General features: G+C 66.8%; 17 protein-coding genes. 1 reads left to right on the forward strand and 16 read right to left on the reverse strand.

Translation table 11 applies throughout. The annotated features are described in order from the left end of the window. From VGL40_01035 to VGL40_01055, 5 genes are all read right to left on the reverse strand, one after another. Window positions 1–272 (reverse strand): response regulator (locus VGL40_01035; GenBank protein ID HEY3313854.1); only part of this gene is annotated, 272 nt, incomplete at its 3' end. Continuing rightward, the gene (spoIVB, locus tag VGL40_01040; GenBank protein HEY3313855.1) at window positions 199–1,794 is read right to left on the reverse strand and encodes a SpoIVB peptidase; all 1,596 of its coding nucleotides are present in this window, start codon (window positions 1,792–1,794) and stop codon (window positions 199–201) included. The genes spoIVB and VGL40_01035, both read right to left, overlap by 74 nt. Window positions 1,795–2,039: 245 nt before the next feature. After that, window positions 2,040–3,797 carry a DNA repair protein RecN gene (gene recN, locus VGL40_01045; GenBank protein HEY3313856.1) on the reverse strand — a complete coding sequence of 586 codons (1,758 nt, stop codon included), beginning with the start codon at window positions 3,795–3,797 and terminating at the stop codon, window positions 2,040–2,042. A 35-nt stretch (window positions 3,798–3,832) separates the two neighbouring features. Next, window positions 3,833–4,294: an arginine repressor gene (gene argR, locus VGL40_01050; protein HEY3313857.1), complete on the reverse strand. Its 462-nt coding sequence runs from the start codon at window positions 4,292–4,294 to the stop codon at window positions 3,833–3,835. Further along, window positions 4,291–5,151, reverse strand: a complete 861-nt coding sequence (locus VGL40_01055; GenBank protein ID HEY3313858.1) for an NAD(+)/NADH kinase — start codon at window positions 5,149–5,151, stop codon at window positions 4,291–4,293. Before VGL40_01055 ends, argR begins: the two co-directional genes overlap by 4 nt. A 175-nt stretch (window positions 5,152–5,326) precedes the next feature. Between VGL40_01055 and VGL40_01060 the strand changes: the two genes are divergently transcribed. Then, a complete protein-coding gene (locus VGL40_01060; GenBank protein HEY3313859.1) occupies window positions 5,327–5,833 on the forward strand; it encodes a GNAT family N-acetyltransferase in 507 nt (168 codons plus the stop codon). A 64-nt stretch (window positions 5,834–5,897) separates the two neighbouring features. Here VGL40_01060 and VGL40_01065 read toward each other — a convergent pair whose 3' ends face one another. The 11 genes from VGL40_01065 to VGL40_01115 all read right to left on the reverse strand — a co-directional run bounded on the left by VGL40_01065 (window position 5,898) and on the right by VGL40_01115 (window position 16,621). Then, complete coding sequence (locus tag VGL40_01065; protein HEY3313860.1) at window positions 5,898–6,794, reverse strand: dihydrodipicolinate synthase family protein; 897 nt, start codon at window positions 6,792–6,794, stop codon at window positions 5,898–5,900. A gap of 41 nt (window positions 6,795–6,835) precedes the next feature. After that, window positions 6,836–7,735 (reverse strand): TlyA family RNA methyltransferase, encoded by a 900-nt coding sequence (locus VGL40_01070; protein ID HEY3313861.1) that lies wholly within the window; start codon window positions 7,733–7,735, stop codon window positions 6,836–6,838. Further along, window positions 7,732–9,675 (reverse strand): 1-deoxy-D-xylulose-5-phosphate synthase, encoded by a 1,944-nt coding sequence (gene dxs, locus VGL40_01075; GenBank protein HEY3313862.1) that lies wholly within the window; start codon window positions 9,673–9,675, stop codon window positions 7,732–7,734. The genes VGL40_01070 and dxs overlap by 4 nt, the downstream gene beginning before the upstream one ends. Before the next feature lie 7 nt (window positions 9,676–9,682). Next, window positions 9,683–10,330, reverse strand: coding sequence for a hypothetical protein (locus VGL40_01080; GenBank protein ID HEY3313863.1), 648 nt, complete (start codon window positions 10,328–10,330; stop codon window positions 9,683–9,685). Window positions 10,331–11,135: 805 nt separating this feature from the next. Next, on the reverse strand, window positions 11,136–11,576 hold the full coding sequence (locus VGL40_01085; GenBank protein HEY3313864.1) for a divergent PAP2 family protein: 441 nt from the start codon (window positions 11,574–11,576) through the stop codon (window positions 11,136–11,138). Between the two features lie 96 nt (window positions 11,577–11,672). Then, window positions 11,673–12,539 (reverse strand): polyprenyl synthetase family protein, encoded by an 867-nt coding sequence (locus VGL40_01090; GenBank protein ID HEY3313865.1) that lies wholly within the window; start codon window positions 12,537–12,539, stop codon window positions 11,673–11,675. Between the two features lie 12 nt (window positions 12,540–12,551). Then, on the reverse strand, window positions 12,552–12,797 hold the full coding sequence (xseB, locus tag VGL40_01095) for an exodeoxyribonuclease VII small subunit (protein ID HEY3313866.1): 246 nt from the start codon (window positions 12,795–12,797) through the stop codon (window positions 12,552–12,554). A 20-nt stretch (window positions 12,798–12,817) separates the two neighbouring features. After that, window positions 12,818–14,179 (reverse strand): exodeoxyribonuclease VII large subunit, encoded by a 1,362-nt coding sequence (gene xseA / locus VGL40_01100; GenBank protein ID HEY3313867.1) that lies wholly within the window; start codon window positions 14,177–14,179, stop codon window positions 12,818–12,820. An 82-nt stretch (window positions 14,180–14,261) separates the two neighbouring features. Then, the gene (locus tag VGL40_01105) at window positions 14,262–15,386 is read right to left on the reverse strand and encodes an aminotransferase class I/II-fold pyridoxal phosphate-dependent enzyme (protein ID HEY3313868.1); all 1,125 of its coding nucleotides are present in this window, start codon (window positions 15,384–15,386) and stop codon (window positions 14,262–14,264) included. After that, a complete protein-coding gene (locus VGL40_01110; GenBank protein HEY3313869.1) occupies window positions 15,386–15,769 on the reverse strand; it encodes a VOC family protein in 384 nt (127 codons plus the stop codon). Before VGL40_01110 ends, VGL40_01105 begins: the two co-directional genes overlap by 1 nt. A 240-nt stretch (window positions 15,770–16,009) precedes the next feature. Continuing rightward, complete coding sequence (locus tag VGL40_01115) at window positions 16,010–16,621, reverse strand: DUF6385 domain-containing protein (protein ID HEY3313870.1); 612 nt, start codon at window positions 16,619–16,621, stop codon at window positions 16,010–16,012. Window positions 16,622–16,632: the final 11 nt, after the last annotated feature.

Here is a 16,632-nt window from a genome sequence, read left to right on the forward strand (position 1 = left end):
TGACCGAAGGCGGTGAGCATGAGGACCTTGGGACGCTTGACCAGGCCCAGACCATTGAGCCGCTCGAGCACGCCGATGCCGTCAAGATGAGGCATTATGATGTCAAGGACGATGACATCGGGCGTGTTCTTGGTGACCTGCTCGATGACCTCCAGGCCGTTGTAGGCCACCCCGGTCAGCTCCAGGTCGCTCTGCTTCTCAATGAGTTCCTTGAGCAACTCGCAGAAATCCCGGTTGTCGTCGGCCAGCAGGACCTTGATCTTTTCTTTCAATCCTCTTGCCCCCATTTACCCCAAGTAGTACCTCCGAGGTAGTGAGGGGATTTCTTCGGCCTCTTTCCAATATCCTCCTGAAAGCCAAAAAAAACAAGCCCCCGAAAGGGGCCCCTTGGCGACTCGCAAGCCCAATATCGGCGCGGGTTTGCGTGGCTTCCTTCAATCTATACCCGCCGCCCTCCATGACCGCCCGCTGGCTCTGCAGGATGCCGCTCTCGAGGAGCATCCATTCAGCGAAGACGGCGTAGCCGCGGGTCGGGTCGTTGACGAAGACGTGGGTGACGGCGCCCACCAGCCGGCCGTTCTGGACGATCGGGCTGCCGCTCATCCCCTGGACGATGCCGCCCGTTCGGCGCAGCAGACGCTGGTCGGTGACTCTGATGACCATCCCCTTGGTGTCCGGCCGCTCCTGGGGCGACACCCGTTCGATCTCGACGGAGAACCGTTCGATCCGCTGCCCTTCGACGACGGTCAGGATCTCGGCCGGCCCCCGGCGGATCTCCCGCATCAGGGCAATCGACACGGTCCCCATATCGGTGCTTGGTTTCACGCTGAGCTGCCCGTAGATGCCGAACTCGGTGTTCTTCTGGATCGTCCCGATGACGTCGGACTCATCGGTGAAGGTTCCGATCTTCTCCCCGGGACGCCCAGTCTTGCCGGGTTGGACACCGGTCACGTTGGCCGAGACGATCCGCCCGTCGGAGATGCTTAGGGGTCGGTTCGACTCAGCGTCGGTGATCACGTGCCCGAGGGCCCCGAAGGCCCCGCTGGCCGGCTCATAGAAGGTCAGCGTCCCGACCCCGGCGGCGACGTCGCGGATGTAGAGCCCGATGCGGTAGCGCCCGGTTTCGCGGCAAAGGACCGGTTTCACGATCCGCTCCAAGACGGCGCTCTGCCGCTTGACCTCCAGGGTGATCGGGTCACCGACGCGGCCGAAGTAGTCGATCAGCTGGACCGCTCCGTCCTCGTTGCCGACCCGGCGGCCGTTGACCTTGATGATGATGTCGCCCTTCTCAAGGCCGGCGTCCCTGGCGGGGTAGGCGACCTGCCCCTCCTCACCGACCACTGGGGCGATCCCAACCACGACGACGCCTTCAGAATGAAGGAGGACGCCGATGGAGTGGCCGCCCAGGCAAACCTGGACCTCCGGGACCACGTCGACGGCCAGGTGCTTGATGGGGACCAGGCCGAAGAGGAGGAATTCCAGCGAGACGTGGCCTTCCTTGAGGGCGTTGATGGCGACCGGGCTGCCCGGCCCCAATCGCCAGTAGTTCTGCCCCACTGAGACGGCCCGACCGTCGAGACCGATGACTCCGTCCTGGTCCGGGCGGACATAGACCCCGAGCGGCAGCCCCAGTTGGAGTTGCTGCTTTTGGCCGAGGGTCACCCGCAGGTGGCTCGGGAACCTGGTGAACCATTGGAACTGGGGCGAAGTTACGGCGATGACGATTAGAGCCACCAGGACCAGGCCGATCATCTGACGCCGTCGCTCACGACGGCCCGACGGAAGGTCGCGCATCGGATCACGCTCCACGCTCTTTGCTGTCCCGCGCGGCCACGGGCCTCGCTTCGCGGGAACGTCTGACTTGCCTTATCCTGCTCGTAGCTGGGCTTTTTTATTCGCCGGGCGGACCGCGCGGCGGGCGGCCGAGGGCCGGCCGGACCGCTGGATGGTGACCGCGCCAAGGCAAAAAAAGTCGACCCGGGCAGACCAGCCCGGGTCGACTTGATTCTTCCGGCTCACTCCCTTGCGTCAGAGTCTCGTCAGCGCTTGCCCTTTTCCGGCCACGCGTCCGCCCGCTTGGCGGCCGCCTCGATGAGCTCCGCGGCGTGCTCTCGGGTGGCTCGGCTGTCGCTGGTCCCGCCGAGCATGCGGACGACCTCGTCGACTCGCTGATCCCCTTGGAGCAGGCTGACCAGGGTGGTCGTCCGGCCGCCGTGGACTTTCTTCTGGATGGCGAAATGGCGGTCGGCCGCGGCGGCGATCTGCGGCAGGTGGGTCACGCATAGGACCTGCCTGAACCGGCCCAAGCGGGCCAACTTGTCGGCGACGGCGATGGCCGCGCGGCCGCCGACTCCGGCGTCGATCTCGTCGAAGATCAGCGTCGGGACCTGGTCGACGCGGGCCAGGATGGCCTTGAGGGCCAGCATGACCCGGGCCATTTCGCCCCCGGAGATGATCTTGGCCAGCGGCTTCGGCGGCTCGCCGGGGTTGGCCGAGAACAGGAACTCCACGCTGTCGCTGCCATCGGGCCCAGCCGCCAGGAGACGGTCGCCGACCGGCACTCCCTCCGGGTCCTCAGCTTCGGTGAAGTGGACGCGAAAGACCGTCCGCTCCATGCCGAGATCGGCCAGTTCCACGGAGACGGCTCGTTCGAGTTCCCGGGCCACCCGGCGGCGCGCCTTGCCGAGCACTCCGCAGAGATCGCCGAGGGTCTTCTTGGCGGCGGCGATGTTCTGCCGCAGGCGCTCGATGATCTCGTCGGCGTTGGCCACCCGGTCGAGCTCGGCGGCGACCTCATCGCGGTACTTGAGGATTTCCTCGATGGTGTTCCCATACTTCCGCCGCAATTGGGAGACCAGCTCCAGCCGGTTCTCGATCGCGTCCAGCCGCTCCGGGTTGAATTCCACCCGATCCCGGTAACGACCCAGCTCCCTGGCCGCCTCCTCGATCTGATAGCGGGCGCTCTCCAGGGTCTCGAAGAGCGGCCGCAGAGCGCGGTCGATGTCCGCGGCTTCATCCAACTCGGCCAGGAGCCCGGCAAGCTGGTCGACGACGGCCTCCGCACCCCGGGCCTCGCCCTCGTACAAGACGGCATAGGCCTTGGCGGCGACCTGGTGGAGCTTCTCCGCGCCGGCCAACACTCGCCGCTCCTCGCCGAGCGTTTCTTCCTCACCCGCGACCAATCTGGAGCCGTCGATTTCTTGGCGCTGAAACTGGAGCACGTCCAGCTTTCGGGCCTTGTCCTTTTCATCGCCGACGAAGCCGGCAAGCTCCCGCAGGAACCCCCGCCACCCGGCCCATTCCTCGGCCACCTTGGTCCGGACCGTCGCCAGTTCGGCCCCGCCGAAGCTGTCCAGGAGGTCGACGTGGCCCTCCGAGCGGAGCAGCGACTGGTGCTCGTGTTGCCCATGCAGGTCGACCAAGTGCTGGGCGACCTCCTTGACCATGGCCGAGGTGGCCAGGCGGCCGTTGAGCCGGGTGACACTGCGGCCGCTGGCCGGCAACTCCCGGGCCAGGATGAGGGCCTCGTCCTCGGCCGGGGCCCCGACGGCGGCGGCGGCCACGGCGGCCGCGTCCTCCGGGCCGACCGTCTCGAAGAGGGCTTCGATCACCGCCCGCTCGGCACCGGTCCGGATGACCTCGCCGGAGGCCCGCCCGCCGAGGACCATCTCGACCGCGTCGATGATGATCGACTTGCCGGCACCGGTCTCGCCGGTCAGAACATTAAGCCCCGGGCCGAATTCCAGCCGGAGCTTGTCGATGAGGGCGAAGTTCTCGATGGACAGTTCGAGTAGCATCGGGCAAAACCTCCATCCGCGGGCTTTGCGCGCCGCTACTCGCTCTTACCGGCCTCTCGCGTCAGACGACGAAGTTGATCGACGATGGCCGGGGCGTCCTCCTTTTTCCTGACGACGACCATGATCGTGTCGTCCCCGGCCACGCTGCCGACGACTTCCGGCCAGCCGAGGGAATCCACCGTCGAGGCCACGGCCGAAGCCGTGCCAGGCAGGCACTTGAGGACGACGATGTTGTCGGAGTAGTCCAGATTGACCAGGGAGTCACGGAGGTACCGGCGCATCCTGGCCAGGGGGGACGGGTCGGGCGGCAGGACGTAGTGGTAGCGGCCGCGGCCGTTGGGTACGCGGACCAGCCGGAGTTCGCGGATGTCCCGTGAGACGGTGGCCTGGGTGGCTTCGATGCCCGCCGCTCGCAGCCTGTCCACCAACTGCTCCTGGGTCTCCACGGACTCGTTCTTGATCAATTCGAGGATCTTCATCTGACGAAGTGTCTTCACCGGCTACCGCCCTCCTGCAACTTGCGGCGCAGGACCTCATAGAAGCTCCAGCCCTCGAGCCGCATCAGTTTGGTCACTTCGCGGGCCCGGCGGACCTCGATGGTGTCCCCGTTGAAAATCCTGTAGCCACGCTGCCCGTCGATGGTCAAAGCGTTGTCCTGGTGTTCGGCGATGACCCGAATCCGGACGATCTCACTCTCAGAGACGATGACCGCCCTGGCGTAGAGGGTGTGGGGGCAGATCGGGGTGATGATGACCACCCCGACGTTGGGATTGACGACGGGGCCCCCGGCCGACAGCGAGTAAGCCGTCGAGCCGGTCGGGGTGGCGACGATCAGCCCGTCGGCCGGGTAGGTGGCCACGAGGCGCTCATCGACGTACGTCTCCAGCTGGATCAGCCGAGCGAACGAACCCTTGGACACGACCACCTCGTTGAGGGCCAGGAACCGCCTGTTCTCGGCCTCGTCCCGGATGACCCGGGCCTCGAGCATGATCCGTTCTTCCAATTGGTAACGCCCGGCGAGGAATTCCGGCAGCGTCCGGTAGAGGTCGGGCAGTTCGATCTCGGTCAGGAAGCCGAGGTGTCCAAGGTTGACGCCGAGAATGGGCTTGCCCACGGGGGCCAGGATCTTGGCCGCGCTCAAGAGCGTCCCGTCCCCGCCCAGGACGATCGCGAAATCCACCGCCCGGACCAACTCCTCGACGGACAGGCCGAGCTCCGGCCGGCCGGCCAGGGCGGCGTTCTGCTCGGAGAGGACGGGGGTCACGTCATGGGCCTCGAGCCAGGCCGCCAACTCGGAGGCGACCTTGATGGCGTCGGTCTTGTCGACGTTGGGGATGATTCCGATCTTGGCCACTCTCTCACCTCATTAGGGACCCGGTCTTTGATTTCGCCGGAGACGGCCCTCAATCCTCTCCGCGATGAGTCGTCTCGCCATCACCCGGCCCTGGATAGAGCAGGAAAGCCCGGGAAGTGTAACGAAGAAGCTTCGACGAGAAAGCCAGAGGCCGGAAGGCAGAAGGGGGAAGAACTTGGAGGAAAGGAACATCGAGCCTGACGTCCTCCGGCGGATCAGGCCGGGCGGCGTCGCCGACTGGCCGGCCATCATCGAACTGGCCTTCGCCCGGGAAGCCGTCGCCGCCCAGCTTTCGCCCTTTCGGAGCTGGACCGTGGAGGATGTCCTGGCGGTCCGCCGCCAGATCGTCCAAGCCTGGCAGGACCGGCTCCAGGAAGCCAAGACCCACGCGTTGTTCATCGCCGAGGGCAAACCCGATGGGCGGGCCATCGGTTACGTCATGGTGATCGTCTCGGACTCGCCGGCCGGCCGCCAGGGCTGGGTCATGGAGCTGGGCGTGGACAAGGCCCTCTGGTCGCGCGGCATCGGGACCGCCCTGCTGCGGAAGGCCGAGGAGTTCTCCGTCGCCCACGGGGCCAAGTACCTCGGACTCGGAGTCTCGTCCAACAACGAACGGGCCCTGCGCCTCTATGAACGGATGGGCTATCACGAGGAGCGCCGGCATCTGGTCAAGAAGCTCTGAGGTGAACGCATGGCGTCGTTCCGAAGAAGCCGCGGCCTGGGTGGCCGCGGCTTCTTCATGCCCATCACTCCGCGAGGATTCCGGCCCGGACCATGATCCGGGCAAGCTCCATCCGTTCCCTGTCGCCGAGCGGTCGGAGCGGACGCCGAGGTTCGCCGCCGAAGTAACCCAGAAGGTCGAGGGCGGCCTTGAGGGCCGGCACCCCCCAACGGGCGGTGACGGCCTTGTTCAGTTCGACCAGACGCAGTTGCAGGGCCTTGGCCTCGGCCACCTCGCCGGCGTGCCACCGGTCGAACAGGCGGACGCACTCCCGCGGGGCGACGTTGGCGAGGGCCAGGACGCCGCCGACCCCACCGACGGCCAGGGCCGGCAGGACGAAGCTGCCCGATCCGGCCAGGACCTGAAAGCCGGGCTTGGCCGCAGCAATCACCTCGGCGATCTCGCCGAGCAGGCCGGAGCTGTTCTTCATGCCGACGATGTTAGGATGCTCCGAGAGGGCTATCGGCACCGCCGGGTCCAGGTTGATGGCCGTGTTGCCGGGGACGTTGTAGATGATCACCGGGATCGGCGAAGCGTCCGCGACTCTGGTATAGTGCTCGATGAAGGCCGTCGCGTCCATTCGGCCCCGGTAGTAGTGCGGGGTGACGACCAGGGCCGCTTGGGCCCCCGCCGCGGCGGCCGCCCTGGTGAAGCGGATGGTCTCGTCGGTGGATTCGCAACCCGTCCCGGCGATTCGCAGCCTCCCCGGGCCGGCCGCCGCGGCCACCGTCTCGATGCAGAGCAGCCGTTCCCTCTCGTTGAGGTGGACATACTCGCCGTTGGACCCGAGGACCACGTAACCGTGAAGGCCGGTGGTATTCCAGAGTTCGATGTTCCGGCGAAGTCTGGCCGGCGCGACCTCGCCTCCTTCGAACGGCGTCGGCACCGGTGGGAAGATGCCCCTCAATGACAGTCCAGCCAATCCTCGAACCTCCTGGTTTCGGCGGAGTGAGATGTTCTTTCCTACGACAAGACCAGGTGCGCTTCCTGCACGACTTGGTCGATGAGTCTCGATAAGCCCGGGGGCGCCGGTAGGGGTTCCGTCGGCAGCGCGGGCGGCCGTCCCGGCCGGGTCAGCATGGCAAGGTATTCGATGTTCCCCTCGGGCCCGGTGACCGGCGAGTAAGTCAGGTTGGTCAAAAAGAACCCGGCCTCGAGGGCGGCCCGGGTCACCCGTTCGAGGACGTTCCGGTGAACCTCCGGGTCGCGGACGACGCCCTTCTTCCCCACCTCGCCCCGACCGGCCTCGAATTGGGGCTTGACGAGGCAGACGGCCCTCCCGTCATCGCCCACCAGACCGGCCAGGGCCGGGAGGATCTTGTCCAGCGAGATGAAGGACACGTCGGCCGTGGCCAGGTTGGGCATGGGAGCGGCCTCACCGCCCGCCCCGGCCGCCACGAAGGCTCGTTCAAGGTCTTCCCGGTCGAGGAAGCGGGCGTTGGTCCGTTCCAGGACGACCACCCGCGGGTCGTTCCGCAGGCTCCAGGCCAGCTGCCCGTAACCGACGTCGACGGCGTAGACGAGGGCCGCCCCGCGCTTCAGAAGGCAGTCGGTGAAGCCCCCGGTGGAGGCCCCCACGTCCACGGCGACCAGCCCGCGGACATCGACGGCGAAGGCGCCGAGGGCCTTCTCCAGTTTCAGCCCGCCCCGGCTGACGAAGGGAAGGTCGTTCCCGCGGACCTCGACGGCGGCCTCGCTTGGGTACCGCGTGCCGGGCTTGGTCGCCGGGGCCCCTCCAACGTAAACAAGTCCGGCCAGGATGGCCCCCTGGGCCCTCTCCCGGCTCGGGAAGAGGCCCTTGTCGACAAGGAGGACGTCCAGCCGGACTCGGTTTCGTTCTCGTCGTTCCTTACTCTCGCTCACCTTCTCCCCCGTTCCCCCCAGCGGGCGGCGGCGGCGATGCCGTCCTGCGGCGCCACCCCTTCGACCGCGGCCCGGGCGGCCCGGGTGATCCCGTCGGCGGTGAGGCCGTAACGTTCCCGCAGAAGCGACGGCTTGCCGGCCGGGACGAATTCGTCGGGGATCCCGAGCATCCTCAGGGTGACCCCGTCGGGGCCTTGGGCCGCCAGGAGTTCGCCGACGGCGCTGCCGAAGCCGCCGGCCAGGCTGTGCTCCTCGACGGTCAGGACCCGCCGGCAATGGCCGGCGTAGTCCAGAATGAGCTTCTCATCGAGAGGCTTGACGAAGCGGGCGTTGATGACCGCCGCCTGGATCCCCTCGGAGGCCAGCCTCCCGGCCGCCTCGACGGCCGGATGGACCATGTTCCCGATGGCCACGATGGCCAGGTCCCGACCGTCCCTGAGGACCTCGCCGCGGCCGACCGGCAATTCGCGCATGGGCCCGTCGCAGGGCACCCCCGCGCCCTGGCCGCGCGGGTAGCGGATGGCCGTCGGGCGGTCAAGGGAAATCGCCGTCTTCAACATGTGGCGAAGCTCATCCTCGTCCTTGGGCGCCATCAGGACAACCCCCGGAGCCCCTCGAAGCAGGGCAAAGTCGAAGACGCCCTGGTGGGTCGGACCGTCCTCGCCGACGATGCCGGCCCGATCGATGGCCACGACCACCGGCAGCCCGGGAAGGGCCACGTCGTGGATGAACTGGTCCGTCGCCCGCTGGACGAAGGTCGAGTAGACGGCGAAGACCGGGCGGAGCCCTTGCGTCGCAAGGCCCGCCGCGAAGGTCATCGCATGCTCCTCGGCGATCCCCACGTCGAAGAAACGCTTCGGGAAGGCCCGCGCCATCCGCTCAGTCCCCGTTCCGTCGGGCATGGCGGCGGTGATGGCCACCACTCGCTCATCCTCGGTCGCCAGGTCGACCAGCGTCTGGGCAAAGACCTCGGAGTAGGTCTGCGCCCCGTTGGACTTCAGGCGTTCCCCGGTGTCCGGGTCGAATGGGCCGGGGCCATGGAAGGCGTATGGGTTGTTCTCCGCCGGCGCGTAGCCGCGCCCCTTCTTGGTCACCACGTGGACGAGGACCGGCCCCGGCACTTCGCGGGCGTCGCGGAGGACCCGTTCGACCAAGCCGAGGTCATGCCCGTCGACCGGGCCAAGATAGGTGAAGCCGAGCTCCTCGAAGAGCATCCCGGGCACCAGAAGGTACTTGAAGCTGTTCTTGGCCCGCTCGACGAAACTGGCCAGGCCGGCTCCGACGAGGGGGAGCCGCCGGAGGAGGTTCTCGAAGTCGGTCTTGAAGTGCCAGTAGTGCGGGCTGACCCGCATCCGGCGCAGGTAGTCCGAGAGGGCCCCGACATTGGGCGCAATCGACATCCGGTTGTCGTTGAGCACGACCACCAGATGGGTCCGTTCGTGGCCGGCGTGGTTGAGGGCCTCGAAGGCCATCCCTCCGGTCATCGCCCCGTCTCCGATGACCGCCACCACCTGGAAGGCTTCCCGCTTGAGGTCGCGGGCCTTAGCCATGCCCACGGCGGCCGAGATGGACGTCGAGGCGTGGCCCGTGTCGAAGTGGTCGTGGGGGCTCTCGGCTCGCCGCGGGAAGCCGGAAATACCTCCATACTGCCGGAGCGACGAAAACTCCTCCCGCCGGCCGGTGAGGAGTTTGTGGGCATAGCACTGGTGCCCGACGTCCCAGACGATCTTGTCGTACGGGCTCTGGAACACCCGGTGCAGGGCGATGGTCAACTCCACCGCGCCCAGGCTGGCACCGATGTGCCCCCCGGTGCGGGAGACGGTGTCGATGATCTCCCGACGGAGCTCTTCCGCCAGCAGCGGTAGTTTTTCGGGGGGCAAGGCCCGCACTTCGGCCGGCCCGTTGATCTGCTCAAGGAGACTCGTTCTCGGTACCTCCAGTCCCCGGTTAGTCTCTCCCGTCCCTCCGGTCGCCCGTTTTGGGGCGGGCCGGTTCGGCCAGGATGGCCCAACCAAGGCGATTCTCGAACCAATAGAGCAGCCTGCCGACGGCGTAGGTGATCGAGAAGCTGTCCGCGATGGCGACTCCCTTACCGGCGGCCTTGCCGCCGACGGTGACGGCCGCGATCAGGGCCAGGAAAACCACGCTGATCAGGGTCTCGACGAGGGTCGGCCCGGTAACCGCCAGGCGAATGAGAATAGCGGCGCCGGCGGCACCGCTGATCGTCCCGGATATATCGCCGACTACGTCGTTGCAGAAGCTGGTGACCTTCTCCGCGTTGCGGATCAGCCGGATGGACTGGGCCGCCCCGGGCATCCGCTTGGCGCCCAGGGCGTGAAAGGGCTTCTCTTCAGCCACGGCCACGGCGATGCCGATGATGTCGAAGACGATATGGAGGCCGATGATCAGGGCCAGGACGACGAAGGCCAGGATCAGGTTCAGGTGGCGCATGACGCTTTCCGAGGCCAAGGTGATCGGAATGCCCAGGGCCAACCCCAGGAGGCCGAAATGCACGCCTCGGAGCAGGTTCCGGCGCCTGGGCCCACCGTCCTTATTATTGCCCAACCGCAACATCACCCGAGCTAAAGCCGGCAACTGAAAGGCCGCCGGCGTTATTGAGCCAAGAGGAAAGATGGTAGGTGGTGACTCGACGAGTAAATGTTGTGGCTTCAGGTCCAGCAGGCTTTCCCTGGCTGCGCACCGGGGCGTCGCCGCCCGGCGGTTTCCCTTTACGGCAGTCCGGCCTCGTCGCCGAAGGCCGTGCTAGATTGCCACTAAGACCACACTGTAATCCCCGTCGCGTCTCGGTCAGAACAGCCTAGGAGTTTTCCTCGACGGTCCGTCCGTGCCTTAGCCTTTTTTGCAGACCAGGTTTCGAGCAGCTGCGGGGCTTGGCGTGGGCCCACACCGGGGCCCCGGAACCTGCCATCCGCCTGACCCGCTCAAGGCCGGCTACACTGCACACAACGCTTAACCAAAGCTTCAGCATCGCATACAGGTTCAACTCTAAGCCGTAGTGTACTGGCTAGGTGCAGGCACCACGAGCTTAGGCCTCCGCGAAGGCAGGGTCAACGCCCGCATGCCATTGCGGGTCGCCCCATCCTTCTTATCTCCCAGCAACAACCCCCGACTGGGCGTCGGAAGCCCTCACCAGGAACTTCATCGATGTGCCGAATGGCGGCTTTTTGGGCCCGCCCTAGGGCGCGGCGGCACCGACTAGGATACTGTACCACCTACCATATTTCCTTTTGGCTCAATCACACCCCAAATTAGCTGGCGTTGCCACCAGTGTTTCGGTATTTCATTATAACATGCCATAGAAACCCGGGCAAACGTGGGCCGGTCATCTGTCCAGGCGCCATGACGACCAAACGCGACCACGAGTCCGCTCCGGTCGACCTCAAAGCGGCGGATAACCACAGAAGGCCCAACCGACCCAAAAGCCGAGGATGGCGCCGACGAAAACCTCGAACGGTGTATGCCCGAGAAGCTCGCGAAGGTATTGCGGTTTCAATGGCACGTCGTGATAAAGATCGTCGACGATGCGATTGAGGATGGCCGCCTGTTTGCCGGCGGCCTGTCGGATGCCGGTGGCATCGTACATGACCACCAGCGAAAAGACCACGGCCAGGGCGAAAATCGGGCTGTCCCAGCCTTCTTTGAACGCGACGGTGGTGGCCAGCGCGCTGACGAAGGCCGTGTGGGCGCTGGGCATGCCGCCGGTCTCGACCAGCCGGCGGAAATTGATCTCCCGCCGTAGGAGGATCGGCCAGATGAACTTGATGCCCTGGGCGATGCCCCAGGAAACTAGGGATGCGATTAGCGCGGTGTTATGTAGCACTCCGATTGGTCACCCAAGGCTATTGTTCTACGCCTTTGCCCACAATAACGGGCCTTTGGGTCCTCCCTTCAACGGGTTCGACGGCCGCCCGGGGCTTCACAATCTGCCCTCGAGCCAGGTCAACTGGAGAGCTAACGGAGCGATCTTCGCCCCAATGGTTTCCAGGTCAGCCAGATTCTTTTTCGCCGCGGCCACGAAGCGTTCGGCTTCGGCTCCCGCCCCGGCCGCATCGGTCAGCCGGAGGACCCCGGTCCCTCGCCCGGCATCCTGATTTGCATCCTGAAGGTCATCGGCGATCTGGTAGACCTGCCCGAAGGCTCGGCCGAAGTCCCTCAGCCGAGCCACCGCCGCCTCGGAAGCGCCGGCCAGCAGACCGCCCATCGCTGCCGCCGCCCGAAAGAGGGCGCCGGTCTTCCTTTCGTGGATGGCCAGGAGCGTCGACGCGTTGGGCGCCGGCCGCTCGAATTCGAGGGCCTGTCCGCCGACCATGCCGAGGCTGCCGGCAGCCCGGGCCAGCTCGCCCGCGGAGGCCAGAGCGGCCGAGGCCCCGGTGCGCTCGGCCTGAACCCTTGTGGCCAGTTCGAAGGCCAGGGTCAAGAGGGCGTCGCCGGCCAGGATGGCGGTGGCTTCGTCGAAAGCCTTGTGACAGCTCGGGCGGCCGCGGCGATAGTCGTCATCATCCATGGCCGGCAGGTCGTCGTGGATCAGCGAATAGGCATGGACACACTCCATGGCGCAGGCCGACGGCATGGCCGCGTCCTCGGCGAGGCCGAAGGCTCCGGCCGACGCCAACAGGACGAAGGGCCGCAGGCGCTTCCCCGGGGCGAGGGCACTGTAGCCCATGGCCTCGTGGAGGCGACCCGGCGGGACGTCCGCCCTCGGCAGAAACCCGCTCAGGGCCTCGTCGATGCGGGCCGCAACGGGCCGGAGAATGGCCTCGAAAACGTCACCGGAGGCAGTCACCGTAGCGGCGGCCTAAGCCTGGCCGGCCGGGGCGACGCCGGGCTCTTCCGCCTTCAGGGGCCCGGTCCTCAGTTCGCCGGCCTCGCTCTGGAGGAGGATTTCGACCCGCTTCTCGGCCTCGTCGAGCTTCCCGGAGCACATCTTGGCCAGGCCGACTCCTTCCTGGAAGAGGTCGAGGGCGTCATCGAGGGTCGGGTGACCGCTCTCGAGGTCGGAGACGATCCGCTCGAGGCGCTCAATGGCCTTCTCGAAAGGCATTTCGGGGATCTTGGCCTTCTTCAACGGGGTCCCTCCTCGCCTTCGACGGGCTCGGCATAGGCCCAGAGGTCGTAAGATCCGCCCGGCTTCGCGGGCCGGGCGGGCCCGGCCTCTCGCTCCCCGCCGTCCCTGGTCTCCTCAACCCGGCAGACGATCTCCCCGCGGTGGAGGATGACCTCCACCAGGCCGGCCACGGCCAGCTCGCGCGAATCGCGGACCACCCGCCCATCGGGCCAGGTCCGGGTGATGCTGTAGCCCCGGGCCAGGGTGGCCAGGGGCGATAGGGCGTCGAGCCGAGCGACGACGTGGTCGCGGTCGGCCCGCTTGTAATCGAGGACATGGCGGGCGGTCTGGACCATCAGCCGAACCTGCCGGGTGAGGTCTTCGCGGGCCCGGGCCAGGCGGTCCTGCGGACGGCGGAGGACCGAACGCTGGCTGAGCCGTTCCAGGACCCGCCGCTTGGCCTCGAGGTGCGCGCGCAGCCCGGACCTCAGGTGCGACCGCAGGATGCGAAGCCTGGAGTCCAGCTCGCGTTGATCGGGGAAGACCATTTCCGCGGCGTTGGACGGGGTGGCCGCCCGCTTGTCGGCGACAAAGTCGGCGATGGTCATATCGGTCTCATGGCCGATCCCGGTGACCACCGGTCTGGCCGAGTCGTAGATGGCCCTGGCCACGCCCTCATCGTTGAAGGCCCAAAGCTCCTCGAGGGAGCCCCCGCCGCGGGCGAGGATAATCACCTCGACCTCCGGCAGCAGGTTGGCCAGCCGAATGGCCCGGATGATCTCCGGCGGGGCCTGCCCGCCCTGGACCTGCGTCGGCACCACCGTCAGCCAGGCGTTGGGGAAGCGTTTCCCGGCGACCTTGATGATGTCCCGCAGGGCGGCGGCGGCCGGTGAGGTGACCACGGCCACCCGCATCGGCAAGAACGGGATCGGGCGCTTGCGGGCCACGTCGAAGAAGCCCTCGGCGGCCAGCTTCTTCTTGAGGTCTTCGAAGGCCTGGTGCAGGCCGCCCAACCCGTCGGGTTGCAGCAACTCCACATAGAGCTGGTATGATCCGTCCCGCTCGTAGACCCCGACCGCCCCACCGGCGATCACCTGCATCCCGTTCTGCGGATGATAGGGCAACTTCTCCACCCACCGCCGGAACATGACGCACTTGATCTGGCAGGTCTCGTCACGGGTCGAATAGGGCTGATCACCTTCGACGGCTCGGTCCTTCAGGGTGAAGTAGGCGTGTCCCGAGGGATACAGTTTGAAGTTGGAGACTTCGCCCCGCACCAAGACGCTCCGCAACCACGGAGCCCCTTCGATGAGGCTCTTGATCCGGGAGGTCAGGTCCCTGACCGTCAGCACCGGGGCTTCCGGAATGGGCAGACTCATGGGCTCGCTCCCCCCGCCTAGCATTTCGCCCACGGCCGGCCGATAACCTGCCCTCCGGAGGGCCCTTTCGCTCTCGCCTGCTTCAATCGAGGTCCTCCGCATACTCCTCCAGCCGCTTCAAACCCTCGCTGAAAGCCTTCGGCGCGCCACCGAAGCCGATCCGGAAGCGCCCCTCGACGCCGTAGACCGCGCCCGGTAGCAGCAGCGTGTTGGCCCGCTCGACGAGCCCCCGGCAGAAGGTCCGCGAGTCGACGCGGGCCGAATAGGCCGGGAAGGCCGTCACGCCGCCCTTCGGCGGGACCCACGAAAGCTTGTCCGGGTGGCGGGCGACGACCGCCCGAAAGGCCTCGCGGTTAGTCCGAGCGACGGACATCTTCCGGGCCAGCAAGGTCTCCCGGTGCTTGAGGGCGATGGCCGCCAGGAACTCACTGGGCGCCGCCCCACAAAGGGCCATGTAGTCGTGCATCTCGGCGCAGGCCTCAAGGACGGCGTGGTCGCGGGTGGCGATCCAGCCCGCGCGGAGGCCGCCCAGCCCGAAAGGTTTGGTCAGGTCGCCGATGCTGACGGCCCGTTCTGAGAGGTCGGCCGCCGGCGGCAGGACGTCTGTTGGGTCATAGATCAGGCCGCGGTAGACCTCGTCGGAGATGAGACGAGCCCCGGCCGCCTCGGCCATGGCCAGGATCCCCGCCTGTTCATCGCGGGTCAGGATGGCTCCGGTCGGGTTATGCGGGTGGTTGATCACCACCGCCTTGACCCCGCCCTTGTCGAGCAGGCCGGCCAGTTCGTCAAGGTCGGGCCGCCACTGGTTCTCCGGCCGCAGCGGCCAGTCGAGGACCTCCGCCCCGGCGGCCCGGGCCACCTCGGCCAGGGATTGGTAGTTCGGGTTCTCGACAATCAGCCGGTCGCCCGGCCCAGTGATCGTGTTCATCAGGATGAAGATGGCCTCGGCCGCACCCAGGGTGGCCTGAACGTCGTCGGGCCCGATCCGATCGTACCAGGAAGCGACGGCCTCGCGATAGGCCGCGGTGCCCCCGGTCTCGATGTAGTCCAGGGACAGCCCCAGGTAGGTCTGGCGGGCTTCCGGTCCGGCCAAAGCGAGGAGCTCAGCGGTGTTCGTGGCGGCGGCGCAACTGGCCGAGATGTGGTGCTCCACCCGGAATTCGTACTGGTCGAACCATCGTTCCAGAGCAAACGGGGCCAGCCTCATCAGTCGCCCTCCTCGAGGATCTCGATTTCGACCCCGTCCGGGTCGCGGAAGAAGGCGATGGCCGGGGCGCCAATGGCGTCCTGCGGCGGCGGGTCGCGGTGGAAGTCGACCCCCATCTCCCTGAGCTGTGCGGCGGCTTTCCAGACGTCGCCGACGACCAATCCAATGTGTCTCAGCCGGCCGGTCGGATCGGCCGGGTTGAAGTAGAGCTCAAGCTCGGTCCCTTCGGTGTCCAACCCGGGCGGCTTCAGGCCGACCAGGACGGCCCCGCCAGGCAGGGCTACCCGACGCCCGGCCGAAAACCCGAGCTTCGTAGTGTAGAACTCGACCGCCCGGTCGAGGTCCGATACGCCGATGCAGATGTGTCCGATACCGGTGATCATCGTCAAGACCCCCTTGTCATTTAGAATTGGGGCTTTCGAGTAGGTTGTTCGAGAAAGGGTGCCGCGAGCCCTCCTTCGGCATCATCCGACCGAAAGGTTCGGAAGGGAAATATGAACCCGCCCGGGTCTTGCCGTGACCCGCGGCTCAGACCCGGGCGGGACGTATTGGGGACCGCCGGCCTCCCGGCCGTGTGTTCCAGGAGCAGGAACGCCGCCCATGACCGTCTCACCGGTCGGCGCTCAGACGTGGGCCTGAAACCAGATGCTGAGGCTGGTGGTCAGGCCGGTGATCAGCGACGCGTATTGGATCTTGGCGTACTTCGTGAACCGGCCGGGGACGAAGAAGAACTGGCTCGTCGGCAGGATCGTCTGGGACATGACAGTCGGGTCGGTCGAGTAGGTGAGGTCGTCGGCGCTCAGCATCAGGCGGCCGACGGCGCTGTTCAAGGCCCCCGAGTTGATGACCGTGAAGGTCAGGTCGGTTAACTCGAGGACGTTCCGGCTGACCGTGTCCTTGAACGTCGTGTCGCCGGTGTCGGCCACATTGACCAGCGTGTCCGTCGTCGCCCGGTCCTGCAGCGTAGCGGCCGTCAGGAGGCTGGCCGCCGTCAGGTTGGAGACCTGGGTCAAGAGGCTCGTCGCCGTCAGGTTGGAGACCTGGGCGAGCAGGCTGGCGGGTGTGGGGTTCGACACCTGAACCAGCAGGCTGGCCGGAGTCAGGTTGGACATCTGAGCCAACAGGCTGGCCGCCGTCAGGTTGGAGACCTGGGTCACAAGGCTGGCCGCCGTCAGATTGGAGACTTGGGCCAAGAGCTGAGAAGCCGTCTCGCTGAAGACTTTGAAGTTTGGCACACTGCTCCCCC

It is taken from the genome of Bacillota bacterium (assembly GCA_036504675.1).
Taxonomy (GTDB): domain Bacteria; phylum Bacillota; class Sulfobacillia; order JAJYWN01; family JAJZPE01; genus DASXUT01.